The 24,957-nt window shown below is 37.3% G+C and carries 28 protein-coding genes; 27 read left to right on the forward strand and 1 reads right to left on the reverse strand.

Going from position 1 to position 24,957, the window contains the following annotated elements:
* Window positions 1-17 precede the first annotated feature (17 nt).
* The 27 genes from der to ypjB all read left to right on the forward strand — a co-directional run bounded on the left by der (window position 18) and on the right by ypjB (window position 24,034).
* On the forward strand, window positions 18-1,328 hold the full coding sequence (gene der / locus J7E66_RS00700; RefSeq protein ID WP_088088807.1) for a ribosome biogenesis GTPase Der: 1,311 nt from the start codon (window positions 18-20) through the stop codon (window positions 1,326-1,328).
* A 24-nt stretch (window positions 1,329-1,352) separates the two neighbouring features.
* On the forward strand, window positions 1,353-2,408 hold the full coding sequence (locus J7E66_RS00705) for an NAD(P)H-dependent glycerol-3-phosphate dehydrogenase (RefSeq protein WP_214997561.1): 1,056 nt from the start codon (window positions 1,353-1,355) through the stop codon (window positions 2,406-2,408).
* A gap of 305 nt (window positions 2,409-2,713) precedes the next feature.
* Window positions 2,714-2,899 carry a DUF2768 domain-containing protein gene (locus J7E66_RS00710; protein WP_088088805.1) on the forward strand — a complete coding sequence of 62 codons (186 nt, stop codon included), beginning with the start codon at window positions 2,714-2,716 and terminating at the stop codon, window positions 2,897-2,899.
* A 34-nt stretch (window positions 2,900-2,933) separates the two neighbouring features.
* Window positions 2,934-3,644, forward strand: coding sequence for a hypothetical protein (locus tag J7E66_RS00715; protein WP_214997562.1), 711 nt, complete (start codon window positions 2,934-2,936; stop codon window positions 3,642-3,644).
* Window positions 3,645-3,930: 286 nt separating this feature from the next.
* Window positions 3,931-5,409 (forward strand): stage IV sporulation protein A, encoded by a 1,479-nt coding sequence (gene spoIVA, locus J7E66_RS00720; protein WP_098931601.1) that lies wholly within the window; start codon window positions 3,931-3,933, stop codon window positions 5,407-5,409.
* A gap of 394 nt (window positions 5,410-5,803) precedes the next feature.
* Window positions 5,804-6,076, forward strand: coding sequence for a non-specific DNA-binding protein Hbs (hbs, locus tag J7E66_RS00725; protein WP_024030636.1), 273 nt, complete (start codon window positions 5,804-5,806; stop codon window positions 6,074-6,076).
* 152 nt (window positions 6,077-6,228) lie between these two features.
* The gene (gene folE, locus J7E66_RS00730) at window positions 6,229-6,795 is read left to right on the forward strand and encodes a GTP cyclohydrolase I FolE (protein ID WP_168244925.1); all 567 of its coding nucleotides are present in this window, start codon (window positions 6,229-6,231) and stop codon (window positions 6,793-6,795) included.
* A 32-nt stretch (window positions 6,796-6,827) separates the two neighbouring features.
* Entirely contained in the window at window positions 6,828-7,064 is a 237-nt protein-coding gene (gene mtrB, locus J7E66_RS00735; protein WP_168244924.1) for a trp RNA-binding attenuation protein MtrB, read from the forward strand.
* Between the two features lie 213 nt (window positions 7,065-7,277).
* A complete protein-coding gene (locus tag J7E66_RS00740) occupies window positions 7,278-8,099 on the forward strand; it encodes a heptaprenyl diphosphate synthase component 1 (protein ID WP_308162438.1) in 822 nt (273 codons plus the stop codon).
* 7 nt (window positions 8,100-8,106) lie between these two features.
* Complete coding sequence (locus J7E66_RS00745; protein WP_214997563.1) at window positions 8,107-8,811, forward strand: demethylmenaquinone methyltransferase; 705 nt, start codon at window positions 8,107-8,109, stop codon at window positions 8,809-8,811.
* 42 nt (window positions 8,812-8,853) lie between these two features.
* The gene (hepT, locus tag J7E66_RS00750) at window positions 8,854-9,816 is read left to right on the forward strand and encodes a heptaprenyl diphosphate synthase component II (protein WP_214997564.1); all 963 of its coding nucleotides are present in this window, start codon (window positions 8,854-8,856) and stop codon (window positions 9,814-9,816) included.
* 99 nt (window positions 9,817-9,915) lie between these two features.
* A complete protein-coding gene (ndk, locus tag J7E66_RS00755) occupies window positions 9,916-10,362 on the forward strand; it encodes a nucleoside-diphosphate kinase (protein ID WP_214997565.1) in 447 nt (148 codons plus the stop codon).
* A gap of 165 nt (window positions 10,363-10,527) precedes the next feature.
* The gene (aroC, locus tag J7E66_RS00760; protein ID WP_214997631.1) at window positions 10,528-11,700 is read left to right on the forward strand and encodes a chorismate synthase; all 1,173 of its coding nucleotides are present in this window, start codon (window positions 10,528-10,530) and stop codon (window positions 11,698-11,700) included.
* Window positions 11,700-12,770, forward strand: a complete 1,071-nt coding sequence (gene aroB, locus J7E66_RS00765; RefSeq protein ID WP_214997566.1) for a 3-dehydroquinate synthase — start codon at window positions 11,700-11,702, stop codon at window positions 12,768-12,770. The genes aroC and aroB overlap by 1 nt, the downstream gene beginning before the upstream one ends.
* Before the next feature lie 14 nt (window positions 12,771-12,784).
* The gene (aroH, locus tag J7E66_RS00770; protein WP_214997567.1) at window positions 12,785-13,156 is read left to right on the forward strand and encodes a chorismate mutase; all 372 of its coding nucleotides are present in this window, start codon (window positions 12,785-12,787) and stop codon (window positions 13,154-13,156) included.
* A gap of 54 nt (window positions 13,157-13,210) precedes the next feature.
* A complete protein-coding gene (gene hisC / locus J7E66_RS00775) occupies window positions 13,211-14,308 on the forward strand; it encodes a histidinol-phosphate transaminase (RefSeq protein ID WP_214997568.1) in 1,098 nt (365 codons plus the stop codon).
* Between the two features lie 27 nt (window positions 14,309-14,335).
* Window positions 14,336-15,442: a prephenate dehydrogenase gene (locus J7E66_RS00780; protein WP_214997569.1), complete on the forward strand. Its 1,107-nt coding sequence runs from the start codon at window positions 14,336-14,338 to the stop codon at window positions 15,440-15,442.
* 27 nt (window positions 15,443-15,469) lie between these two features.
* Entirely contained in the window at window positions 15,470-16,759 is a 1,290-nt protein-coding gene (gene aroA, locus J7E66_RS00785) for a 3-phosphoshikimate 1-carboxyvinyltransferase (RefSeq protein ID WP_214997570.1), read from the forward strand.
* Between the two features lie 196 nt (window positions 16,760-16,955).
* Window positions 16,956-17,858 (forward strand): hypothetical protein, encoded by a 903-nt coding sequence (locus tag J7E66_RS00790; protein ID WP_214997571.1) that lies wholly within the window; start codon window positions 16,956-16,958, stop codon window positions 17,856-17,858.
* A gap of 21 nt (window positions 17,859-17,879) precedes the next feature.
* Window positions 17,880-19,145 carry a tetratricopeptide repeat protein gene (locus J7E66_RS00795; protein WP_214997572.1) on the forward strand — a complete coding sequence of 422 codons (1,266 nt, stop codon included), beginning with the start codon at window positions 17,880-17,882 and terminating at the stop codon, window positions 19,143-19,145.
* A 32-nt stretch (window positions 19,146-19,177) separates the two neighbouring features.
* Window positions 19,178-19,744: a ReoY family proteolytic degradation factor gene (locus tag J7E66_RS00800; RefSeq protein ID WP_214997573.1), complete on the forward strand. Its 567-nt coding sequence runs from the start codon at window positions 19,178-19,180 to the stop codon at window positions 19,742-19,744.
* A gap of 124 nt (window positions 19,745-19,868) precedes the next feature.
* A complete protein-coding gene (locus J7E66_RS00805; RefSeq protein WP_214997574.1) occupies window positions 19,869-20,333 on the forward strand; it encodes a YpiF family protein in 465 nt (154 codons plus the stop codon).
* Window positions 20,334-20,476: 143 nt separating this feature from the next.
* The gene (locus J7E66_RS00810; RefSeq protein ID WP_251027032.1) at window positions 20,477-20,983 is read left to right on the forward strand and encodes a QcrA and Rieske domain-containing protein; all 507 of its coding nucleotides are present in this window, start codon (window positions 20,477-20,479) and stop codon (window positions 20,981-20,983) included.
* A 3-nt stretch (window positions 20,984-20,986) separates the two neighbouring features.
* On the forward strand, window positions 20,987-21,661 hold the full coding sequence (gene qcrB, locus J7E66_RS00815; protein ID WP_214997575.1) for a menaquinol-cytochrome c reductase cytochrome b subunit: 675 nt from the start codon (window positions 20,987-20,989) through the stop codon (window positions 21,659-21,661).
* Window positions 21,662-21,724: 63 nt separating this feature from the next.
* Window positions 21,725-22,498, forward strand: coding sequence for a menaquinol-cytochrome c reductase cytochrome b/c subunit (locus J7E66_RS00820; RefSeq protein ID WP_214997576.1), 774 nt, complete (start codon window positions 21,725-21,727; stop codon window positions 22,496-22,498).
* Window positions 22,499-22,579: 81 nt separating this feature from the next.
* Window positions 22,580-23,173: a lipoprotein heptaprenylglyceryl N-acetyltransferase LhaT gene (gene lhaT / locus J7E66_RS00825; RefSeq protein ID WP_214997577.1), complete on the forward strand. Its 594-nt coding sequence runs from the start codon at window positions 22,580-22,582 to the stop codon at window positions 23,171-23,173.
* A gap of 66 nt (window positions 23,174-23,239) precedes the next feature.
* Window positions 23,240-24,034 carry a sporulation protein YpjB gene (ypjB, locus tag J7E66_RS00830; protein WP_251032678.1) on the forward strand — a complete coding sequence of 265 codons (795 nt, stop codon included), beginning with the start codon at window positions 23,240-23,242 and terminating at the stop codon, window positions 24,032-24,034.
* Window positions 24,035-24,080: 46 nt separating this feature from the next.
* Here the strand turns inward: ypjB and J7E66_RS00835 are convergent, their stop codons facing one another.
* Window positions 24,081-24,953 (reverse strand): YitT family protein, encoded by an 873-nt coding sequence (locus tag J7E66_RS00835; RefSeq protein WP_214997578.1) that lies wholly within the window; start codon window positions 24,951-24,953, stop codon window positions 24,081-24,083.
* Window positions 24,954-24,957: the final 4 nt, after the last annotated feature.

The raw sequence follows: 24,957 nt of genomic DNA on the forward strand, positions 1-24,957 counted from the left end.
AAGGATGGCGATTGTAATTGGTTAAACCTGTTATTGCCATTGTAGGACGGCCCAACGTAGGAAAATCAACTATTTTTAATCGAATTGTCGGTGAACGTATTTCCATTGTTGAGGACATTCCAGGAGTTACAAGAGATCGTATTTATAGTTCAGGTGAGTGGTTAACACATGACTTTAACGTGATTGATACTGGTGGTATAGATATTGGTGACGAACCTTTTTTAGAGCAAATCCGCCAACAAGCGGAAGTTGCGATTGATGAGGCTGATGTTATTATCTTCTTAACAAATGGACGAGAAGGGGTAACAGCAGCCGATGAAGAAGTGGCAAAAATATTATATAAGTCTAAAAAACCGGTTGTATTAGCTGTAAATAAAATAGATAATCCTGAAATGCGTGAAGATATCTATGATTTTTATTCATTAGGGTTTGGTGAGCCTATTCCAATTTCAGGGGCACATGGACTAGGGTTAGGTGACTTATTGGATGAAGCAGCAAGACATTTTCCAAAAAACAAACCTATTGAATATGGTGAAGATGTAGTCAAATTTTCCTTAATTGGGCGGCCAAATGTAGGGAAATCCTCATTGGTAAATGCTATATTAGGCGAAGAACGTGTAATCGTAAGTGATATTGCCGGTACAACTCGTGATGCAGTCGATTCTCCATATACATTTAATGGGGGAAAATATGTCATAATTGATACAGCAGGAATTAGGAAAAAAGGTAAGGTATATGAGAGTACGGAAAAATATAGTGTCCTCCGTGCACTAAGGGCAATTGAACGTTCTGACGTTGTTCTTGTTGTCATTAACGCCGAAGAAGGAATCATTGAACAGGACAAAAAGATAGCTGGGTATGCACATGAAGCCGGCAGGGCTATCGTTATTGTTGTAAATAAGTGGGACGCTATTGAAAAAGATGAGAAGACCATGAAGGAACTTGAACACAAGATCAGGGAACATTTCTTATTTCTTAGTTATGCTCCAATTGTGTTTTTATCCGCAAAAACAAAAAAACGAATCCATACACTTCTGCCAATGATCAACACTGCTAGTGAAAACCACTCGATGAGGGTTGAAACAAGTGTCCTTAATGATGTCATCATGGACGCAGTAGCAATGAATCCGACCCCAACAGACAATGGCAGACGCTTAAAATTATATTATACAACCCAAGTGGCTGTTAAACCGCCGACCTTTGTTGTGTTTGTAAACGAACCTGAATTATTGCACTTTTCCTATGAACGCTTCCTAGAGAACAGAATTAGAGATGCTTTTGGATTTGAAGGAACTCCTATCAAAATTTTTGCAAGAGAAAGAAAATAAAAGATAAGGTGGGTGTGATTTAAATTGAATGCTACTAAAACTGCAATAGCTGTTATCGGAGCTGGAAGCTGGGGAACCGCATTGGCAATGGTCCTTGCGGACAATGGACATGAAGTCCGTCTTTGGAGCCATAACGAGGTTCAGGTGAAAGAAATTAATGAAGAGCACACAAATAAGAAATATTTGCCTGAGATCGTTCTTTCAGAATTAATTGTGGGGTATGCTTCATTAAGTGATACATTAGCGGGAGTGGATACAATTATATTAGCTGTTCCCACGAAAGCAATACGTGAGGTAATTGGAAAAATCCGTACCGTGCAAGCTGGTCCGATTTTGATCGCACACGTAAGTAAAGGAATCGAACCTGATTCATTAATGCGTATATCAGAAATAATAAGAGTAGAAATGCCCAAAGAATTGCTAAAAGGTGTCGTTGTTCTGTCTGGTCCTAGTCATGCTGAAGAAGTAAGCCTTCGTCACCCAACAACGGTAACCGTTACTTCAGAAAATATGGCTGCCGCAGAAAAAGTACAGGATTTATTCATCAACAACAATTTTCGAGTGTACACGAATTCAGATATCATCGGTGTTGAAATAGGTGGTGCATTAAAAAATATTATTGCACTTGCAGCGGGTATTACAGATGGGCTTGGTTATGGTGATAATGCAAAGGCAGCCTTAATGACACGAGGATTAGCTGAAATTGCTCGTCTAGGAACCAAAATGGGAGCCAATCCATTAACTTTTTCAGGCCTAGCAGGAATAGGTGATTTAATTGTTACATGTACAAGCGTCCATTCAAGGAACTGGAGAGCGGGAAACCTATTAGGTAAAGGGAAAACCCTTAATGAGGTTTTGGATAACATGGGGATGGTTGTAGAGGGTGTGAGAACCACCAAAGCGGCTTATCAGTTAGCGAAAAAGTATGATGTAAATATGCCAATAACCTTTGCGCTATATGATGTCTTATTTAACGGGAAGAACGCAATAGACGCTGTAGATGTATTAATGGCACGTGGAAAGACCCACGAAATGGAAGATTTGGTTAATGTTTTAGATGAAAGGAATATTGAAGACTAAAAAATGTCCCAAATGTCATTAAATGGGGGCGGGCAGTGTTACTGCTCATGAATATTTTTATTAATAAATAGGCGTTCTAAAGAGGCGCTTTGTGTCTAGATTGCATACAATGCAACGAAGCAACCTGGTAGTTTGACGCTGGAGTATGGGTTATTTAGTCTTTAAAGCTGAAGTAAAGAATTCGCCCCTCTTTACTTCGGTTTTTTTTTGGTGAGGAAGAGAACATGAAAGTTTTTAGTTTAAAATTTTTCTAGAAAAGTTATAGCTTGTGATATAATTAATTTTCGAAAAAGGGGGAGTTTAGTGTGTCACCAGCAATGTTTAAAATGTGGGTGTCAATTGCTGGAATGGGGTTTATGTTCCTTGCGATTATGACAATTTATTTCAGCAGATATAAGTTAAAAGGAGTATTTCGAATTATTACTGCAATTATCGCTTACTTATTAATGATTGTTTCTGGCCTAACGCTTCTTATAGTTTTCTTAACATAATCAGGGTTAAATACATAAATAAAGTGGTGATCGAATGAAATGGAATGTGCTCGGTTGTTTTCTAGCTTTAACCGCTTTTTTACTGGCAGGATGCATGTATCCTCAAGAGGAATTAGCGAAGAATCAAATCCCTTATCGAGATCAAATTCAAGCTGTTCAAACCGCTGTGGATGCCTTTAGAGAGGAAAATAGCGGAATCCTTCCAATAAAAACAAAAGAAGCAGAAACGCCGATTTATCAGAAGTATCCAATTGAATTTAAAAAAATCACTCCAAAATATATCGCGGAGCCGCCAGGAAATGCTTATGAAAATGGGGGGGTCTTCCAATATGTACTCGTAGATGTGGAGACCAAGCCGACTGTAAAATTATTTGATTTAAGAATAACAGATGTGATACGAGATATTAAATTACGAATTAAAACAAAAGGGTATCCACCATATAAAAAGCAAATTGCTAAAAATGTTTTTTCCCTTGATTTTAAACAGCTAGGATATAAAAAAGATCCTTTCATTGTCAGTCCGTTTACTAATCAAAATTTATCTTTTGTCATAACTGGTAGTGCAGAAGTATATGTAGATTATCGCCCGGATTTATACCAAGCAATGAAAAAAACGGACGAGAAGGTAAAATCAGGGGAGGATATTCGCTCAATTTTAGTGAATGATTCAATGTTTGTGCCTGCCTATTCCTTGCCATATACATGGGATTCTAAGACGAAAGAACCGGTATTTTTAGAAGAATAATGTGCTTATTCTTATATTTAGTCATAACCCTTTTCCTATGAAATATATTGTAGGAGAAGGGTTTTTTTTGCTAATGCCAAAGAAAAAAATATATTGAAACCCTCCATTAAATCAAATGTTCAGACACTACAGATACAAGAGAACTTAGTGAATTCTTAATAAGGGGGTAAAAAAGTTTTCGAAAAGTGTCATAACATTATAGGACAACGTCATAAACATATACTGTCCAAAAATACCTAAAATGGATGTTTAATCCCACTTTACTCTATGATCGGGAGGGGATCACTTGGAAAAGGTTGATATTTTTAAAGATATTGCCGAAAGAACAGGCGGTGATATTTATTTAGGGGTAGTAGGAGCAGTACGGACTGGAAAATCTACATTTATTAAAAAATTTATGGAGCTGGTCGTGTTACCGAATATAAACAGTGAAGCTGAGAGGTCACGGGCACTGGATGAACTGCCTCAAAGCGCTGCAGGAAAAACAATTATGACAACTGAACCGAAATTCGTGCCTAATCAAGCAGCAACTGTTCATGTTGATGATGGATTAAATGTCAATATTAGGCTAGTTGATTGTGTTGGTTATACAGTGCCAGGTGCTAAAGGCTATGAGGATGAAAATGGACCAAGAATGATTACTACCCCATGGTATGAGGAACCAATTCCTTTCCATGAAGCTGCTGAAATTGGCACTAGGAAAGTCATTCAGGAGCATTCCACTATTGGTGTGGTTGTTACAACGGATGGGACAATAGGTGAGATTCCAAGAAGTAACTATATTGAGGCAGAAGAAAGAGTTATTAACGAACTGAAGGAAGTTGGCAAACCGTTCATCATGGTTGTTAACAGTGCTCAGCCCTACCATCCAAGCACTGAAACGCTAAGATCGAGTTTAGCAGAAAAATATGATATCCCGGTAATTGCCATGAGTGTTGAAAGTATGCGCGACAGTGATGTTCTGAATGTCCTCCGTGAAGCACTTTACGAGTTCCCTGTCCTTGAAGTCAATGTGAATTTGCCAAGCTGGGTTATGGTTCTAAGAGAAAACCATTGGCTTCGTGAAAGCTATCAAGATGCTGTCAAGGAAACTGTAAAAGATATCAAGAGATTAAGAGATGTTGATCGAGTTGTCCAACATTTTAGTGAGTTTGAATTTATTGAAAGAGCTGGATTAGCAGGAATTGAAATGGGCTCTGGTGTTGCTGAAATTGATTTAATTGCCCCAGATGAATTGTATGATGATATATTAAAAGAAATCGTTGGGGTAGAAATCCGCGGGAAAGATCATCTGCTCGAATTAATGCAGGATTTTGCCCATGCTAAAGCAGAGTATGATCACATTGCTGATGCCTTAAAAATGGTGAAACAAACGGGTTACGGAATTGCCTCACCAACACTTTCTGATATGAGTCTTGAAGAGCCGGAAATTATTCGTCAAGGTGCCCGGTTTGGCGTAAGGCTTCGTGCTGTAGCACCATCGATTCATATGATCAAAGTGGATGTGGAATCTGAATTCGCCCCAATTATTGGTACGGAAAAACAAAGTGAGGAGCTTGTAAGATACTTAATGCAGGATTTCGAAGATGACCCGTTATCCATTTGGAATTCAGACATCTTTGGCCGCAGCTTAAGCTCCATTGTTCGTGAGGGTATCCAAGCAAAGCTGAGCTTAATGCCAGAAAATGCAAGATATAAACTTAAAGAAACGTTAGAGAGAATTATCAACGAAGGCTCAGGCGGCTTAATTGCCATTATTCTATAGGCTCTGACTCCTAATCGGGGTCTTTTTTTTGTGGAAATGAGGGTGTTGTATTTTTGTTTTCACGGACATTAGTGGGAAAAATTTACCAAAATGGGCAAAATAAGTAGAATTTTGTTGAACAAAAGAAAAGATTACCATTATTTAATGAAATCTTCTTGATATGCTGAATTGATTATGATAATCTTTAAACTGAATTACGTTATAGTGTTTGAACCCTTATTTCATAAGGGTTTTCCTTGAAAAAATAGATTTGAGTTACCAATTTAGTTATTTAAGGTTACTTTGGTAATAAAACCGAGCTATGACGTATAGAAATCAGAAAAATTGTTTAGAAATGTAGATAAGTAATCTTATTTACGAATCTTGATAATTTCTTTGGGAGGAGGTGAATGGCATGAACAAGACAGAACTTATTAATGCAGTTGCTGAAGCAAGCGAGCTTTCAAAAAAGGACGCTACTAAAGCAGTTGATGCTGTTTTTGATGCGATTTTAGATGCTTTAAAAAATGGTGATAAAGTACAATTAATCGGTTTTGGAAACTTTGAAGTACGTGAGCGTGCAGCTCGTAAAGGTCGTAACCCTCAAACAGGTGAGGAAATCGAAATCGCTGCTAGCAAAGTTCCAGCTTTTAAACCAGGTAAAGCGCTTAAAGACGCAGTAAAATAATTACATAAATTTATTGCAAGAGGCGAATGCTTAAGTAAAAAGGTCATGGTAAAGTCCATGGCCTTTTTTCTACTTTTTTGCTTGAACTAAAAAGATTGTGCTAATATGTATTTGTCATATATACTTGACTGAACAATAGGGGGAATTTTAATATGTCACAAGTGAATCGTGCCCAAATTGAAGAAGCGGTACGTTTAATATTAGAAGCAATCGGTGAAGACCCAAACCGTGAAGGACTGCTTGATACACCTAAACGTGTAGCAAAAATGTATGAAGAAGTTTTTAGTGGATTAAATGAGGATCCGAAGAAGCATTTTGAAACCATCTTTAGTGAAGATCACGAAGAATTGGTATTGGTTAAAGATATCCCTTTTTATTCTATGTGTGAACACCATCTCGTTCCTTTCTTTGGTAAAGCACATGTAGCCTACATCCCGAAAAATGGTCGTGTTACTGGATTGAGTAAATTGGCAAGAGCTGTAGAAGCCGTAGCAAAAAGACCTCAACTCCAAGAACGGATTACTTCCACGATTGCTGATAGCATGATGGAAAAATTAGAACCGCACGGAGTGATGGTGGTTGTCGAAGCAGAACATATGTGTATGACCATGCGCGGTGTAAAAAAGCCAGGGTCTAAAACAGTAACCACTGCAGTCCGCGGTGTTCTTGCTGATGATGCGATTGCTCGGGCTGAAGTGCTATCTTTAATAAAATATTAGTCTAATTTACCTAAAGTATTTGAGGTGATCAAATGGAGAAACGCTATCCACAAAATGGTGAGTATGTAGTTATTAAAGCGATTGATGATGGTGTCAGTGTTATCGGCTTAACAAGGGGCACAGATACAAAATTTCATCATTCTGAGAAGCTGGATAAAGGAGAAGTGCTTATAGCTCAATTTACTGAGCATACTTCTGCTATAAAAATCAGGGGAAATGCGAAAATTCTTACTCATCTGGGTGAAGTAGAAAGTGAATTGAAAAAATAAGATAATCAGTTCGAATCACATTGTTTTCATCTTATTTCATATGAGCGTAAATGATTATTTTGTGAATTTCTGCCTAAAGAAAACCTTTTATGATATAATGGTGTCTGCCTTGTTTTTAGAGAATGGTTAGGCTTTTCTTTATTAAACGGCATGAATTTTACTATGCAAATAGGAAATAAGAATACATAAAGACATTACTTCGGGGAAGCAAGGGTGATTAAATTGCTGGACATTCGACAAAAATTCACAAATATTAGAGAGCAGGTCGAAAAAAGAGTTTGTGACACATACTTGCTTAATTATATTGAAATTCCGATTATTGACGAAGATAAACTGCTTCTTCTAATCTCAATAATGGATCGCCTCGAATTGTCATACAGTGATATGCAGAACTACGCCTTGTCAACAATGTTAATTCAAATTGCCCTTGATACCCATGAACATATTACAGATGCATCTGTAGAAGAAAAAAATCGTCAATTAACCGTTCTAGCAGGCGATTATTTTAGTGGTTTATATTATAAGCTTCTAGCAGATTCGGAAGATATAATGATGATCAAGGCACTTTCTAGAGGAATTAAAGAAGTCAATGAAAATAAAATTTCTGTATATCAAAATGAAATTTTAGACATAGAAGAGCTAATGACAAGTATTGGGCTGATTGAAAGTTCCTTACTTGCCCATCTTTCCGAGTATTTTAAAGTGGATTTATGGAATGATTTTCTAAAAAACCTGCTTTTATTTAAACGTTTACTTCATGAAAAACGTCAATTTTTACAAACAGGAAGTTCGGTATTGTTCGAAGCCTTAAAATCAATTGTTTTCCCAATCAATAATAATAAGGCGAAAGAGTTGTCTAGGGAACAGCAAAATCACTTATTTCTGTGTTGCGACCATCATCTTGCAAGGTCAAAAGAAGTTATTGAAAAGGGATTAGAACAGTTGCCATACTTAAATGAATTACTTGAGAAAAGGGTTGTATCAATCTTAAGCCAATACCAGCCAAATGCAAAAACTTTTGTGGAAGAAGGGTAATAAAATCATGCAGGAATCGAAAGAACAGCGAGTTCACAATGTGTTTGAAAAGATATCTGATAACTACGATAAAATGAATTCTGTTATCAGTTTTCAACAGCACATCAAGTGGCGGAAAGACACGATGAAAAAAATGAATGTACAGCCTGGTTCAAAAGCTCTCGATGTTTGCTGTGGTACTGCTGATTGGACAATAGCCTTAGCAGAAGCGGTTGGTCCAACAGGTGGAGTTACAGGATTGGATTTTAGCCAAAATATGCTTAATGTGGGTATTGAAAAGGTTAAAGAGCTTGGGTTAAAACAGGTTGAGTTAGTACATGGAAACGCAATGGAACTCCCTTTTCCTGATAATAGTTTTGATTATGTAACGATTGGCTTTGGTTTAAGGAATGTCCCTGATTACCTGCAAGTTTTAAAAGAAATGCACCGTGTAGTAAAGCCAGATGGAATCGCTGTCTGTCTAGAAACATCACAACCTACACTAATTGGCTATAAACAGCTCTATTATTTTTATTTTCGCTTTATTATGCCGATGTTTGGTAAATTGCTTGCAAAAAGCTATCGAGAATATGCTTGGCTTCATGAGTCAGCACGTAATTTTCCAGGGATGAGGGAGCTAGCTAAAATGTTTGAGCAAGCTGGCTTCAAAGAAGTGAAATACAAACCATATAGCGGCGGTGCTGCAGCTGTACATATTGGTAAAAAAAATTAATTTATTGAACTCGAAGACAGGATGAAAAGCTGGTGAATTCAAATGAAATTAAAAATGATGTATTCATTTTTGAATTCGGATATTAACTTGATTGAAAAAAAGTTAGAAGAGACTATAAAGGCAGATTCCCTTCTGCTTAGACAGGCTTCTATGCATACATTACAAGCCGGCGGGAAAAGAATTCGTCCTGTTTTTGTTTTGCTTGCAGGAAAATTTGGTAAATATGATATCCATGTGATGAAGAATGTTGCTGTTGCTCTTGAATTAATTCATATGGCATCACTTGTCCATGATGATGTGATAGACGATGCTGATCTTCGCCGTGGCCAGCCTACGGTGAAATCCAAATGGGATAACAAAATTGCTATGTATACCGGTGACTTTGTTTTTGCTCTTGCGATTGAATTGATGACTAATATCGAAAATCCCGAAGCCCATAAAATTTTAGCCAATACGATTGTTGAAGTTTCATTAGGTGAAATTCAACAAATTAAAGATAAATATCGCTTTAATCAAAATCTGCGAGATTATCTCCGCAGAATTAAGAGGAAAACTGCCCTGTTAATTGCAGTTAGCTGCCAATTAGGAGCTATAGCTGCAGAGGTGGAAGAAACCATCCATAAAAAACTTTATCGGTTCGGGTATTACGTCGGAATGTCTTATCAAATAATTGATGATATTTTAGACTTTACCTCAACTGAGAAGGAACTTGGGAAGCCTGCTGGAGGAGACCTAGTGCAGGGGAATGTTACTGCTCCAGCTCTTTACGCAATGGAAAATGACGAAATCCGTAATGAAATAGAAAAGGTCAATGAGGAAATGGATGCTCATGAAATAACAAAGATTATTTCGTTAATTAAGCAATCAGGAGCAATCGAAAAATCATTCGCACTAAGCGATCTTTACTTACAAAAAGCTTTAGCAGAATTAGAGGGGATACCTGCGAATAAAGCAAAAAAAACCCTAAACGATATTGCAAAGGTTATTGGGAAACGAAAATTCTAAATAACTTGTTAAATTTTCGAAAAAATGATAATATTTTTCATGGATTGTTTCTTAAATACAATCAATATACATAATAATTAATTTTTAGGAGTGGAATTCATGGAAAAAACATTTTTAATGGTAAAGCCCGATGGTGTACAGCGTAACTTAATTGGAGAAATCGTCGCACGTTTTGAAAGAAAGGGCTTTCAATTGGTTGGAGCGAAGTTAATGAGCATTCCCAATGAACTAGCTGAAGAACATTATGGTGAGCACAAGGAGCGTCCTTTCTTCGGTGAATTAGTAGATTTCATTACTTCTGGTCCTGTTTTTGCAATGGTCTGGCAAGGTGAAAATGTCATCGCTACTGCCCGCCAAATGATGGGTGCTACCAATCCAAAAGATGCTGCACCAGGTACTATTCGCGGTGATTTTGGTTTAACTGTTGGTAAAAATGTTATTCATGGCTCAGATTCACCTGTGAGTGCAGAGCGTGAAATTGGCTTGTTTTTTAAAGATTCTGGTGTTGTAGAATACAATAAACTAGTTAACGAATGGATATACTAATTAAATAAATTGAGACACTTGTATAGCTATTATACAAGTGTCTTTTTATTTCTCTATATTAATTTAATCCTTATTTTCTGAATTGTTATACTATGTTTATTGGGCGCTATATGGTATATTGATAAAAAAATTCTTTAATGAGTTGAAGGGGGAAAGAGTATGGGAATGAGATACTTAACAGCAGGAGAATCCCATGGGCCGCAATTAACAACAATATTAGAAGGCCTCCCTGCTGGAATGCCATTATTATTAGAAGATATAAATGAGGAATTATCCAGGCGCCAAAAAGGATATGGCCGTGGAAGAAGAATGCAAATTGAAAAGGATACAGCCCAAATCGTTTCGGGAGTCCGTCACGGCTACACTCTTGGCTCTCCAATAGCATTAGTAGTTCAAAACAATGACTGGAAGCATTGGACGAAGATTATGGGAGCGGAGCCCCTAGATGAAGGTCAGGAGGATGAAGTTAAACGTAAAGTAACTCGTGCCCGTCCTGGTCATGCGGATTTAAATGGAGCGATTAAATATGGACATAGGGATATGAGAAATGTCCTTGAACGCTCTTCTGCCCGTGAGACAACTGTTAGAGTCGCTGCAGGTGCTGTTGCCAAGAAACTTTTATCATTGGTAGGAGTTGAACTAGTTTCACATGTCGTTGAAATAGGTGGAATAAAAGCTAATACTGATAATTCTCTTTCTTTTGAGGCATTAAAGGACAAGACAGAAAATTCTCCTGTTCGATGTGCTGACTCTAATGTGGAAAAGGATATGATGGCTGCTATTGATGAAGCGAAGAAAAATGGTGATTCAATCGGCGGAGTCGTGGAAGTGATTGCTAAGGGTATGCCAGCTGGAGTTGGGAGCTACGTTCACTATGATCGTAAATTGGATGGGAAATTAGCCGCTGCCATTATGAGTATAAATGCGTTTAAGGGTGTAGAAATTGGCATTGGTTTTGAGGCCGCTAGCAAACCAGGAAGCGAAGTCCATGATGAGATAGCTTGGGATCAAGAAAAAGGTTATTACCGCAAGACCAACAGACTGGGTGGCTTTGAAGGTGGAATGACGACTGGCATGCCAATTGTTGTCAGAGGAGTGATGAAACCAATCCCCACATTATATAAACCACTGATGAGCGTAGATATTGATACTAAGGAGCCATTTGCTGCGAGCGTTGAACGTTCAGACAGTTGTGCTGTACCTGCTGCTGCAGTGGTTGCAGAGAATGCTGTTGCATGGGAACTTGCAAACGCCCTGATTGAACAATTTTACAGCGACCGCTTTGATGCTTTTGCTACTGAAATAAAAAGGCAGAGAGAATATGCGAGGGAGTTTTAATGGAAACCATTCAAATCCAAACAGCGTCAAAAAACTATAATGTCTTTGTGGGGGAAGGTGTAAGTAAGGAGCTTGGCCCTTTTTTAGAGAAACATTTTGAGGGTCTAACCAGAATATTAATTATTACAGATGAAACCGTTGCTAAGATACACCTAGAAAAATTATTGTTTGAGCTTAAATCGTTTGATCCTGTAATTTTTACTGCCCTTAGTGGCGAAAAGGCAAAAACCTTTGAAGTTTATTATTCTGCGCTTTCAACTGCTCTTGAAAACCGACTTGACCGCAAATCTGTTATACTTTCATTTGGCGGTGGTGCAGTAGGAGATTTGTCAGGATTTGTTGCCGCCTCTTTTATGAGAGGTATACCTTTTATTCAAGTCCCAACAACCATATTAGCTCACGATAGTGCTGTTGGCGGAAAGGTAGCGATCAATCATCCACTCGGGAAAAATATGATAGGAGCCTTTCATCAGCCAGAAGCCGTCTTTTATGATTTAGAATTTTTAAAAACACTTCCTGCTCATGAAATTCGTTCGGGATTTGCAGAGGTTATTAAACATGCACTTATTGATGATTCCGATTTTTTTGATTGGCTGAAAGAAAATGTGGAAGACCTTCAAACCTTACCTATGGAGTTGTTATCGGAATCCCTCATAAAAGGGATAAAGGTAAAAGGTAAAATCGTTAGTCAGGATGAAAAAGAAACTGGAATTCGGGCTTACTTGAATTTAGGTCATACGTTAGGTCATGCTATTGAATCAGAAATGGGTTATGGGAATTTTACTCATGGGGAAGCAGTAATGGTAGGGATGATTTTTGCATTAAAGGTAAGTAAAAAATTACTAGGGCTTTCATTCGATTTAGAAGAATTCACAAACTGGATTGAAAGACTTGGGTATGCATCGAAAATACCTGAAAATCTCTCTCATGAAAATTTAATTAATAAAATGAAGCAGGATAAAAAATCTGTTTTGCATTCGATTCGTTTTGTATTACTCGAACAATTGGGTCAGCCAGTCCTAAAGGAAATATCAGAAACAGTTTTATTTGAAGAGTTAAAAAGTTCTTAAAGGGGGGTCTTGTCTTGATAAGAGGGATGAGGGGAGCAATCACAGTTAATCAGAACACAGAGGAAGCAATTATTACTGCCACAGAAGAACTGCTGGAGAAGATAATTGAGGAAAACCATATCCAACCTGAATTAGTTGCATCTGTTTTCATTTCAACAACAGAGGATATTAATGCGGTATTCCCGGCAAAGGCATTGCGTAAATTTGAGGGGTGGACTTACGTTCCTGTCATGTGCATGCAGGAAATGCCTGTTCCAAATTCCTTGAAAATGTGTGTTAGAATCATGATGCATGTAAATACAACACAATCTCAAGAAGAAATTAACCATGTATACTTAAAAGGGGCTAAAGTCCTTAGACCCGACCTAAGCAATAGTTTAGCGTAATGGGAGGATCTTTTTGAAAGATAGAATACGTCTACAAGAATGGAGTGTATAAATATGAGATGGAAAGAGCAGTTATTAACACTGACTCCCTATCAACCAGGTAAATCAATAGAGGCAGTAAAGAAGCAATATAAACTCGACCAAATTGTTAAGCTAGCATCAAATGAAAATCCTTTTGGATGTTCAGAACAGGTGTTGACCGCTCTTCAATCGAATCAAACAAGTTTAGCGATTTACCCTGATGGGTACGCTACAAATTTAAGAGAGACACTTGCTTCATTTTTACAGGTTGACGAAGATGAATTAATATTTGGTAATGGTTCAGATAATCTTATCCAAATAATTTCTAGGGCACTTTTACATCCGAACGCCAATTCAATTATGGCGACACCTACCTTTTCACAATATAAGCACAATGCTGTTATTGAAGGGGCAGTTAGTAAGGAAGTACCGCTGCTAAACGGAGAACATGATTTAGAGGCAATGCTTGCAGCTATTGATGAACAGACCAATGTTATTTGGCTATGCAGCCCTAATAATCCTACCGGTACATATATACCAGAAAATAAATTAATCGCTTTTCTAGAAAAAGTTCCATCAGATATTCTGGTTGTATTGGATGAAGCCTATTTTGAATATGTTGTTGCTGATGATTACTATGATTCCGTTAACCTAGCTCGTAAGTATGAAAATTTAATTGTCCTAAGAACTTTTTCTAAAATATATGGACTTGCTGCCTTGAGAATTGGATATGGGGTTGCCAATCGCTCGATTATAAAAGCGCTTGAACCTGCAAGGGAGCCGTTTAATGTTAATTCTTTAGGTCAATTAGCAGCATCTGCAGCAATCAAGGACCAGGAATTTATAAAAGTCTGTAAAGAAAAAAATAGGCAGGGGCTTGAACAGTTTTATCAATTCTGTGGTGAGAATGAACTTAATTTTTATCCATCACAAACTAACTTTATTTTAATTGATTGTAAAATGGATGGGGATCAGGTTTTCCAACATTTATTGGAGAGAGGATATATCGTCCGTTCCGGAAAAGCTCTTGGTTTTCCAACCGGTGTTAGAATTACAGTAGGCTCCTATGAACAAAATGTCGGTGTCCTAAAAGCACTTGGAGAATCCTTAGCTATTAGTAAAACAGAGTAGTGCTTTGTTGTTTAGGGGGAGTTATCATTGAAAGGCCGTGTATTTGTAATTGGCTTAGGATTAATTGGCGGTTCTCTAGCCCTTTGTATAAAAAAGGAGCATAAGGATGTAACTATTGTAGGATTTGATATTAATAGTGAACAAGCAAGGCTTGCAAAAATGCTTGGAGTCATTGATGAAATAGCTGAAGATATCTACAGTGGTGCAATTAACGCTAATTTAATTATTATTTCTGCACCTGTAAATGAAACAGAGGAAATTATTCAGTTCCTTGCGGGCATCCCTCTCCATCCAGAGGTAATCGTGACAGATACAGGAAGTACAAAAAGTAAGATTGTCGGAAGTGCCAAAAGCCTGAAGGACCAAGGAATCACCTTTATTGGAGGGCATCCAATGGCGGGTTCCCATAAAAGTGGTGTATCTGCTGCCAAAGAAATATTATTTGAAAATGCCTTTTACCTGTTAACACCGCAAGAACATGTAGAAAATAAAAAGGTAGAATTATTAAAAGCATGGTTAAATGGCACCAATGCTAAGTTTTTAACTATTACACCAGAAAACCATGATTATCTCACTGGAATTGTCAGTCATTTCCCTCATATCATCGCTGCCTCTATTGTTCGCCAAACTGAAAAACTAGCAGAAGCAGAAAGTCTTATTCCACGACTAGCAGCTGGCGGATTTAGGGATATAACTAGGATTGCTTCGAGCAGCCCAAAGATGTGGAAGGATATTCTCCTGCACAACCGTGAAATCTTAATTGAATTACTCGATCAATGGCAAGAAGAAATGAATGGGGTTAAAGCATTACTTGAAAATGAAAATAGTTCTGAAATTTACGACTATTTTCAGCAAGCAAAGCAATTTCGTGATGGCTTGCCACTGAAAGAAAAAGGTGCGATTCCGGCATTTTATGATTTATTTGTCGATATTCCAGATTACCCGGGTGTGATTTCGGAAATTACTGGCTATTTAGCAAAGGAAGAAATTAGCATTACAAATATTCGGATTCTAGAAACACGAGAAGATATTAATGGAGTCTTAGTGATTAGTTTTCAAACCGAAGAGGATCGGCAAAATGCTGATCGCTGTATTGGCAGTTATTCCAACTATGCAACATCTATTGGTTCCTAAAATGATATGAATAAAAGGTGATTTTTCATGACGTCATTAAAACTTAAAACTAACATAAATGGTTTAAATGGTAAGATAACAATTCCAGGGGATAAATCGATTTCGCATAGATCTGTTATGTTTGGTTCGATCGCATATGGTGAAACCAAGGTAACTAATTTCTTGCCTGGAGAAGATTGCTTAAGTACAATTTCATGCTTTCGAAAACTCGGAGTTATTATTGAGGAATCTGATAATCAACTTCGCATTATTGGAAAAGGTTTTGAGGGATTAACTGAACCGACTGAAGTACTGGATGTTGGTAATTCAGGAACAACGATCCGTTTATTAATGGGTATTTTGGCAGGAAGACCATTTTTCTCATCTCTTGTGGGCGATGAGTCGATTGGAAAAAGGCCAATGACCAGGGTTACGAACCCATTATCAGAAATAGGTGCAAGAATAGATGGGCGAAAAGATGGTTCCTTCACTCCGATTTCCATCCGTGGTGGTGGGCTAAAACCTGTAAACTACCAGCTTCCAGTTGCTAGTGCACAGGTGAAATCTGCTCTTATCCTTGCGGGACTGCAAGCAGAAGGACAAAGTATTATTATTGAGCCAGAGGAAACTCGCGACCATACTGAAAGAATGATCAAAAAATTTGGTGGAGAAATCCATAAGGATAACCAAAATATTATGGTTAAGGGTGGTCAAAAGCTGACAGCAACGTCGATTCATGTACCTGGGGATATATCGTCTGCAGCGTTCTTTCTTGTCGCTGGTGCTGTTATTCCTGACAGTGAAATTGTTCTGAAAAATGTTGGCCTAAATCCTACCAGAACAGGCATTATCGAGGTTATGAAAAAGATGGGTGCAGACTTAGAGATTGTTCAAAATGAGGAAACCTCTTTTGAACCATTTGGTGACCTCATTATAAAGACATCCAGTCTCAAAGGTACAGTCATTGAAGGTGATTTAATTCCAAAATTAATTGATGAAATACCAATTATTGCCCTTTTAGCAACACAAGCTGAAGGGACGACCATTATTAAAGATGCTGAGGAATTAAAAGTTAAGGAAACAAATCGAATAGATACAGTGGTTAACGAGTTGAAAAAATTAGGTGCTAAAATCGAAGCAACTGAAGATGGAATGATTATATACGGGAAATCCGTATTAAGCGGTGGAACGGTTTCAAGTCATGGCGATCATCGGATTGGGATGATGCTGGCAATAGCAGCACTCCTATGTGAAAATGAAGCAGAACTAGTGAATCCCGAAGCAATTTCAGTTTCTTATCCTAACTTCTTTGCTCATTTAAACAGTCTCATTAAGTAAAGCTGCATTTTAATGCAGCTTTTTTTTATTTTTGGTTCTGTTAAACTTGGCTATAAAATCAACAGTAACCTTTAACCAACATTATTTTTAAATGAATTTGATTTTGTTAGTATGTCATAGTTTATTGATTTTGCGCATAGCTTGTCATAAGGAAATAAAGTAAAAGGTAGCAAAGAAATGAATAGGGTGGTGGACGATGTATATCATTGAAAATGCCAATCTCCTTAAAGACAAGCAGTTGAAAACATGTTCGCTATTAATTAGTAAAAATCGCATAGCTAAAATTGATTCGCATTTTAGTCATTATAGACTGATAAAAATGAATGCTGGTCCATTTATCATGACCCCGTCATATGTTCTTTTTAATTCAAGTATCCCACAAATTAAATCCTTTCAAGAATTAAAAAGGTGTCTGATTAAGGAATTTATGTTGAAAGGATGCACCACCTTATTTACCTATGTAAATGTTTCCTATGAAAATGAATTAACCACTAAAATTACCGAACTAAAAACGGCTCTATTAAGTAGTCCTATTGACTATTTAATAGGGGTAAGAGTACCGATTCGATTGTTAACACAATCGTTTATTAGGAAATGTAAGAAGGAAAAAATACCAGCTATTTTTGTTGACCTGCAAAACTTTGATGAATTAGAAAAAATACCTTGGGGCTGGATTAAAGAAGCCATGTTTCCGTTCAACAGTCCTTTAATTCCAATAATTTCTTCCGTCCAGAAGAAGGAAGTTAAGACAGTTTTGTCGAAATGGAAAGGTATCATGAAAAGAGAAAATATCCCTGCACTTTACGAAGAAATAGAAGAAAATTACCCATTGACTATTACTGTATTAAATAAAATCGGTTTATACCCTCAAAAAGCTAGTTTAATGAGTGGTACTGAGGTAAGTTATAATCTATACACAAAAATAAATGAGATCAAGAATATTGATGAAGTGAATTTATTTCATTATCATGGTGATAGACTCGTAGTGACTGTTCACAAGGGAACGGTTCAACGTGCAGGTGATAACGTGATATTTAAACCTGGTAATGGAGAACATGTTAGGGTGCAAACCCCATCTTATTTTTCTCTGTCAATCTAGGAGAACGAGAGGTAAGTGTCAATGGAAAGAGTAAATAAAATTATTAACATGTTAGAAAACGGCCAACATAATGATGCTTTAAATGAATATAATGTTGTATTAAAAAGTGGAATGCCAGATGAGAAATTTCTTCTAGGAGAAGAAATGTTTCAATATGGTTTCCTTGATGAGGCAAAGGCATTAGTTGAAAATTTGTTAGAGATATTCCCCGAGGAAGGTGAACTCCTTGTTCTGCTAGGTGAAATTTTAGTCGAGGCTGGGGAAGATGAAGAAGCGATACTTGTCCTTGAAAAGATATCAGAACATGATGGAAATTTTGGACAATCATTACTCTTGTTAGCCGATCTTTATCAAGTTCAGGGTTTATATGAAGTTTGTGAACGAAAGCTTCTAAAGGCAAAGGCGATATTGCCTGATGAAGTAATCATAGATTTTGCATTAGGTGAACTTTACAGTGAACAAGGTGAAATATCAAAGGCAATGGATGCGTATGAAAAGGTTTTAAAAGAGGTAAATGAAATAGCTGGAGTGAATATTGACCAACGGATTGCAGATCTTTTAAGTGCATCTGGAATGTTTGAGGAATCCTTGGTTTATTACGAGAAGGCAATTAATGAAAAATTAGAGATTAACACGTTATTCGGATACGCTTTTACAGCTCTTCAGGCTGGATATAATCGAACTGCTATAGAAAAATTCATTGAATTAAAAGCGCTAGATTCTGAATATCATTCACTTTATTTACATCTTGCGTTAGCTTATGAACGGGAGGAAGAGCTTGAGAATAGTTTACTCACGATTCAAGAAGGCATAAAACAAGATGAATTTAATAAAGAGTTATTTTTCTTTGGTGGGAAAATTGCCATCAAGTTAGGAAAAGTGGAGGAAGGAGAAAAATATTTTCGTGAGGCACTTGCCCTTGATCCAGGATTTACAGAAGCTGCACTAACATTAAATAAGCTCTTTTTCCTCCAAGAAAGATATGAGGATGTCATTGAGTTAATTGCTCAACTTGACATTAAGGAAGATGAAGAACCCCAGCTTTTATGGGATTCTGCACTTAGCTTTCATAAGTTGGAAAAATTTTCTTACGCATTAGACAAATATGAAAGTGCATATACTTTTTTTAAGAGAAATGAAACATTTTTACATGATTACGGTTATTTTTTAATTGAAGAAGGAAAAACCGACCGCGCTGCCGAAATTTTTAAACAACTGCTTAATGAAGATCCAACAAACGTCGAGTATTTGGATTTACTTGAACGTCTTACAGGGTTGAAAGATTAAAATAGCTGATTCTGCAGAGGAGGGAAACTATCATGGCAACCCCTGTTTCTGTCAACGAGAAGAAGGACTTTATTCGTTGGTTTCTAAATCATTATCAATTAAAAAGAAGAGAATGTGTATGGATCCTCAACTATCTTATGAGCCACGATCAACTGATGGAAAAGGTTCATTTCGTTGAGCAAGCACAGTATTGTCCGAGAGGTTTGATTATGTCTACACATTGTGTGGATAAAGTTCCGTTTCGATTCTATAAAGAAAATGTGATGACGACGGACGCAGAAAAATCCTTTCACGATATTCGTTTAAATCGAGACGAGGATATTTTTATTCAATTAAACTTTCATGCTGCCAATCAGGCACACCAGTATGCTGCTGTTCTAGAAGAAAATTTATACGTTCCTAAACATTTGCAAGTAAATGAAAAGGATGGAATCGTTGCAGAACAATTATTGCAGCACAGCATCGAACACTTTCAACGTGAGAAAATTCTTCAATTGATTGACGAGGCACTAGATAAACACGATCGCAAAGCATTCCAAAGCTTAACACAAAAATTAAATAATTTGACAATGACCGAGCAAAAAGGAAGTTTGCGATGAGCAGCTTCCTTTTGTTTGTTTTTTTCTAACATTAGAATTTTACTAAATATTCCTCTTTATCTTTTATTGTTAATGTGGAAAATGATATTATATTAATAGTGAAATTAAAGGTTGGTGCAAAGATATGAAGTGGATACCTCAAGATATTGAGACGTATTTGAATGCCAAAGAGTATGTGGACACAGCTGTTGTTCCGTTAATTTCAGTTTCCATAGGAGGGGAGATAAAGCAGTCAGCGGCAGCAGCAGAGTTTATCACTTTATTAACAGGGTATTTAGAAAGGCAATTTACGGGAAGATTAATATTAATCCCGCCATTTACATATCTAAATTCCAAAAATGGTGAAAGTACCTTAAGTGATTTGAAGGATTGGGAGGCTAGCCTAGCAAAGGGGGAGTTTAAACATATTTTTTACATAACATCAGAAATAGAGTGGAGAGCACGGGAAAAAGAACTACATGGCACGGTAATTTGGCTTCCTTCAATCCCGCTTGAGCATTTGGATGATTCGCAAAAAATAGGAGTTATTGATAGTCAAGTTAAGCAGCTCTTAGTTCTCTTTACTCAAAAATGGCATGAAAATCAGTAAAACCAACGATAATATATGTTTTTAAAATAGTATGATATTGACCTAACATGAAGATTGATATATCATTGTTATGTCCTAGTTTTATATGTGTTAAATTATTGTCCGATGGACTTAACTTCGTGAATAGAGGGGGGGATATAAGCATGAGTAAGCAACGCGTTTCAAGACGTCAATTTTTAAGTTACACCCTAACAGGGGTAGGCGGCTTCATGGCGGCTGGTATGCTAATGCCAATGGTAAGATTTGCAGTTGATCCTGTTTTAAAGGCTGAAGAAGGCGGCGATTTTGTTGCTACAAAGCAAAAGGTATCTGATTTAACAAAAGATCCAGTTAAAGTTGACTTTACTTTTAAACAAAAGGATGCCTGGTATGAGTCAGAAGTAACGAATATCGCCTGGGTTTATAAGGATGATGCGGGGAAAATTGTAGCCCTTTCGCCTACTTGTAAACATTTGGGTTGTACTGTTAACTGGAATACTGACAAGGAACATCCAGGTCAATTCTTCTGTCCGTGCCATTATGGCCGCTACGAGAAAAACGGTAAAAACATTCCAGGAACACCGCCATTAGCACCACTTGATGTATATCCATTCAAGGAAAAAGATGGTTATCTTTATCTCGGTAAAGCTCAACCACGGAAGGAGGCGTAACTATTGTTAAACAAAATTTACGACTGGGTAGATGAACGTTTAGATATTACGCCTTTGTGGCGCGATATCGCAGACCATGAAGTACCTGAGCATGTTAACCCAGCGCACCACTTTTCAGCGTTTGTATATTGCTTTGGAGGTCTTACTTTCTTCGTAACCGTAATTCAAATTCTTTCTGGTATGTTTCTAACCATGTACTATGTACCAGATATTAAAAACGCATGGGAATCTGTTTATTATCTTCAAAATGAAGTTGCTTTTGGACAAATTGTACGTGGAATGCATCACTGGGGTGCAAGTTTAGTACTTGTAATGATGTTTTTACATACTCTACGCGTCTTTTTCCAAGGCGCCTATAAAAAACCTCGTGAATTGAACTGGGTTGTCGGGGTACTTATTTTCTTTGTCATGCTTGGCTTAGGTTTTACAGGGTACCTATTACCTTGGGATATGAAAGCGTTATTCGCTACTAAAGTAGGTCTGCAGATTGCCGAAGCGACACCATTCATCGGTACTCAAGTTAAGGTTTTACTTGCTGGTCATGAACACATTGTTGGTGCTCAAACATTAACCCGCTTCTTTGCAATTCATGTATTCTTCCTGCCTGGTGTATTGCTTGGACTAATGGGAGCTCACTTCTTAATGATTCGTAAACAAGGTATTTCCGGACCACTATAAAACGATTTTATTCTAATCGCAGTTTATTTCTATTAACTACGGAAAAAGGAGGGGGATTGCTCGATGCATCGCGGTAAAGGTTTAAAGTTCGTTGGTGATTCACGTGTTTTAGCACCATCTGAACGAAAAAAGATGATTCCGAAAGATTACTCTGAATACCCTGGTAAAACAGAGGCGTTTTGGCCTAACTTCCTTTTGAAAGAATGGATGGTAGGAGCAGTATTTCTTATCGGCTTTTTATGTTTAACAGTAGCCCATCCGGCTCCGCTTGAAAGGATAGCGGACCCAACTGATACTGGGTACATTCCATTACCTGACTGGTATTTCTTGTTCTTGTATCAATTATTGAAATATACATTTGCATCTGGTCCATACACTGTAATCGGAGCAATGATTATACCAGGACTTGCTTTTGGAGGGTTATTATTAGCTCCGTTTCTCGATTCTGGTCCGGAACGACGTCCAATGAAGCGTCCGATTGCAACTGCAGCTATGCTATTGGCACTAGCTGCCACCGTATATTTAACTTGGCAATCTGTTGCGACACATGATTGGGCAGCTGCTGAACGCCAAGGTAAAATTGTTGCAAAAGTAGATATTGATAAATCAAGTGCCGGCTATAAAATAGCTAGTGCGAATACATGTATTACTTGTCATGGTGAAAACCTTTCAGGCGGTGCTGGTGCACCCGCACTAGTCGGTACAGGCTTAAAACCAGAAGATATTGCAAAGATTGCCAAGGAAGGTAAAGGCGGTAAAATGCCACCTGGTATCTTTAAAGGTACAGATGAGGAACTCAAAACACTTTCCGAATTCATAGCAAACCTTGGTAAGTAATAATCGAATGATAAAAAGCTGACGAAAGATCGTCAGCTTTTTTCTTCATGATAAAAAAACAAACATAAAAGGAGAGTTTTTGTGCGTTGGATTTATCCTCTCTTAGCAAATCGATCGATAATGAAGCTGTTATTGATTGTTAATATTGCCGGAACAATTTATGGGTACTACTGGTATGGGTGGCAACTAAAGGAGACACCTGCTATTTTTCTGTTGTTTGTTCCTGACAGCCCGACGGCTAGTTTATTTTTTGTTTTTGTTCTAGTTGCCTTTCTATTACGGAGAAACTGGCCCTTAATAGAGGCGCTAGCAATTGTCACTCTCTTTAAATATGGAATCTGGGCAGTAGTCATGAATATCCTTGTCTATTTTGTTCAAGGAGAACTAGATGCGGTTGGCTATATGTTAATCTTGTCTCATTTCGCAATGGCTGTTCAAGGTATTTTATATGCTCCATTTTACAGATTTAAGTGGCGGCATTTAATTCTAACAGCTATTTGGACACTACATAATGATGTTATTGATTATGTTTTTTTCATGTTGCCAAGCTATCATATGCTTGATCGCTATACACCACAAATTGGCTATTTTACTTTCTGGCTTTCGATTCTTTCGATTGGACTTGCCTATTATTTTTCAATTCGTCCCAAAAGTTACAAACTTGAAATAAAATAATCCCAGATGGTCTAACCTTGTCCACCCCTACATACATTTTATTAGTAATGAAAGGGGGGACAAGGATTGAGAAACAAATGGTTTTTTTTCTTTGCAATTATCATGATGCTTACTCCCATAACTGTAAATGCAGAACAACAATCTCCTATGGAGAAGCTTGATGATATATCAGATGAAGCTCTCCAAATGGTGAAGTTTCATAGATATGAAGACGCTAAAAGACTGCTTGATTATTTTTCGGATCAATTCACAAGCATTACTGGTAATGAACCGTCGCTAACAATGGATGAAGTAAGAATAATTAATACCTCCCATGATGAAGCAGTGGAAGCAGCAGTTAGTTCCAACATGAAATATGAGGAACGAATAAATAAATTAGTCAAATTTCGTCTTGTCATTGATGCCATTGCAACAAGTCACCAACCATTATGGATTGAAATGGAAGATCAAATAATGACAGCTTTTCATCAAGCAAAAGATGCGGCAATTAAGGGTGATTCAGGGCACTTTCATTCAAACTTTAACTCCTTTTTATCCTTGTATAACGTGATCTATCCGAGTATGAAAATTGATGTGTCTGTAGAAAATGTTCAAAGACTAGACGCACGGATAGATTTTATTAATGAATACCGTTCCCAAGTTGTAAATGATTCTAAAAGCCAACAGGAGTTGGAAAAACTTGATACGGACTTAGTTAATCTCTTTTCTAACATGGAAGAGGATGAGGCAGATCCAAACATTTGGTGGGTCATTATTTCGACAGGAAGCATTATTATCATGACATTATCCTATGTTGGCTGGAGAAAGTATCAAGGTGACAAGAATATGAAAAAAGACCGTTCGAGAGATTTAAAGGATTGATTTAAAAGTTAAGAAAAAGCAATGTCCAAACGCGGACATTGCTTTTTTAGTCTACTAAAGGCATTTTATTTTCATCGAGTGTGAAACCTTCTCCATGGACATCATGAACAATTGTGATGGAGACAAATGCATGGGGATCAACTGAAGTTATTACATTTTTTAAACTGACTATTTCATTTTTTGCGACAACACAATATAAGACTTCACGCTCACTTTTAGTGTAAGAGCCGTATCCCTTTAGGACTGTTACTCCTCGGTCCATTTCTTCCATAATCTTAGAGGCAATTTGCTCGTTCTTTTCCGAAATAATCATAGCTCCTCGCGCTGAATAAGCACCTTCTAACATGAAATCAATTACTCTAGCGCCGATAAACACAGCTACGAGTGTGTACATTGCTTGTTTATAATTTAAGTATGTTACCAAAGATAAAGCGATAACACATGCATCAAACAAGAACATTGTTTTTCCCATATTCCAGCCTGCATATTTTTGGACAAGCCTAGCAATAATATCTACTCCTCCTGTAGTTCCTCCATAACGGAAGATCACGCCTAAACCAATGCCTGTAAAAACCCCTGCAAATAATGCAGCTAATGTTAAATCACTTTGAAGTGGCATATCAATGGAATAGCGTTGAAATATCCATAAAAAAATGGACACCCCGACTGTCCCTAATATCGTATATAAAAATGTATTACGTCCTAACAATTTCCACCCAATAAAAAAAAGTGGTATATTTAAGAATAGATTTGAATAGGATGGATCCCATTTAAACAAGAAATAAAATAGAAGTGCGATGCCTGTGAAGCCGCCTTCTGCCAATTTGTTTTGCATATTAAAATTGACAAGGCCAAACGACATTATCGCTGCTCCCAATAGGATAAATAATATGTTTTTTACTTTAAGACCATGTAACATTAAT

The organism is Bacillus sp. ISL-7 (assembly GCF_018613065.1).

What these genes read in the sequence shown, in the direction of transcription:
- ndk (WP_214997565.1), top strand. Translation starts at nt 9,916, where the DNA reads ATGGAAAAAACATTTTTAATGGTAAAGCCCGATGGTGTACAGCGTAAC.
- hepT (WP_214997564.1), top strand. Translation starts at nt 8,854, where the DNA reads ATGAAATTAAAAATGATGTATTCATTTTTGAATTCGGATATTAACTTG.
- hisC (WP_214997568.1), top strand. Translation starts at nt 13,211, where the DNA reads ATGAGATGGAAAGAGCAGTTATTAACACTGACTCCCTATCAACCAGGT.
- folE (WP_168244925.1), top strand. Translation starts at nt 6,229, where the DNA reads ATGTCACAAGTGAATCGTGCCCAAATTGAAGAAGCGGTACGTTTAATA.
- hbs (WP_024030636.1), top strand. Translation starts at nt 5,804, where the DNA reads ATGAACAAGACAGAACTTATTAATGCAGTTGCTGAAGCAAGCGAGCTT.
- J7E66_RS00745 (WP_214997563.1), top strand. Translation starts at nt 8,107, where the DNA reads ATGCAGGAATCGAAAGAACAGCGAGTTCACAATGTGTTTGAAAAGATA.
- J7E66_RS00810 (WP_251027032.1), top strand. Translation starts at nt 20,477, where the DNA reads ATGAGTAAGCAACGCGTTTCAAGACGTCAATTTTTAAGTTACACCCTA.
- aroC (WP_214997631.1), top strand. Translation starts at nt 10,528, where the DNA reads ATGAGATACTTAACAGCAGGAGAATCCCATGGGCCGCAATTAACAACA.
- J7E66_RS00715 (WP_214997562.1), top strand. Translation starts at nt 2,934, where the DNA reads ATGAAATGGAATGTGCTCGGTTGTTTTCTAGCTTTAACCGCTTTTTTA.
- aroA (WP_214997570.1), top strand. Translation starts at nt 15,470, where the DNA reads ATGACGTCATTAAAACTTAAAACTAACATAAATGGTTTAAATGGTAAG.
- J7E66_RS00805 (WP_214997574.1), top strand. Translation starts at nt 19,869, where the DNA reads ATGAAGTGGATACCTCAAGATATTGAGACGTATTTGAATGCCAAAGAG.
- J7E66_RS00795 (WP_214997572.1), top strand. Translation starts at nt 17,880, where the DNA reads ATGGAAAGAGTAAATAAAATTATTAACATGTTAGAAAACGGCCAACAT.
- J7E66_RS00835 (WP_214997578.1), bottom strand. Translation starts at nt 24,953, where the DNA reads ATGTTACATGGTCTTAAAGTAAAAAACATATTATTTATCCTATTGGGA.
- J7E66_RS00790 (WP_214997571.1), top strand. Translation starts at nt 16,956, where the DNA reads ATGTATATCATTGAAAATGCCAATCTCCTTAAAGACAAGCAGTTGAAA.
- mtrB (WP_168244924.1), top strand. Translation starts at nt 6,828, where the DNA reads ATGGAGAAACGCTATCCACAAAATGGTGAGTATGTAGTTATTAAAGCG.
- J7E66_RS00800 (WP_214997573.1), top strand. Translation starts at nt 19,178, where the DNA reads ATGGCAACCCCTGTTTCTGTCAACGAGAAGAAGGACTTTATTCGTTGG.
- J7E66_RS00820 (WP_214997576.1), top strand. Translation starts at nt 21,725, where the DNA reads ATGCATCGCGGTAAAGGTTTAAAGTTCGTTGGTGATTCACGTGTTTTA.
- aroB (WP_214997566.1), top strand. Translation starts at nt 11,700, where the DNA reads ATGGAAACCATTCAAATCCAAACAGCGTCAAAAAACTATAATGTCTTT.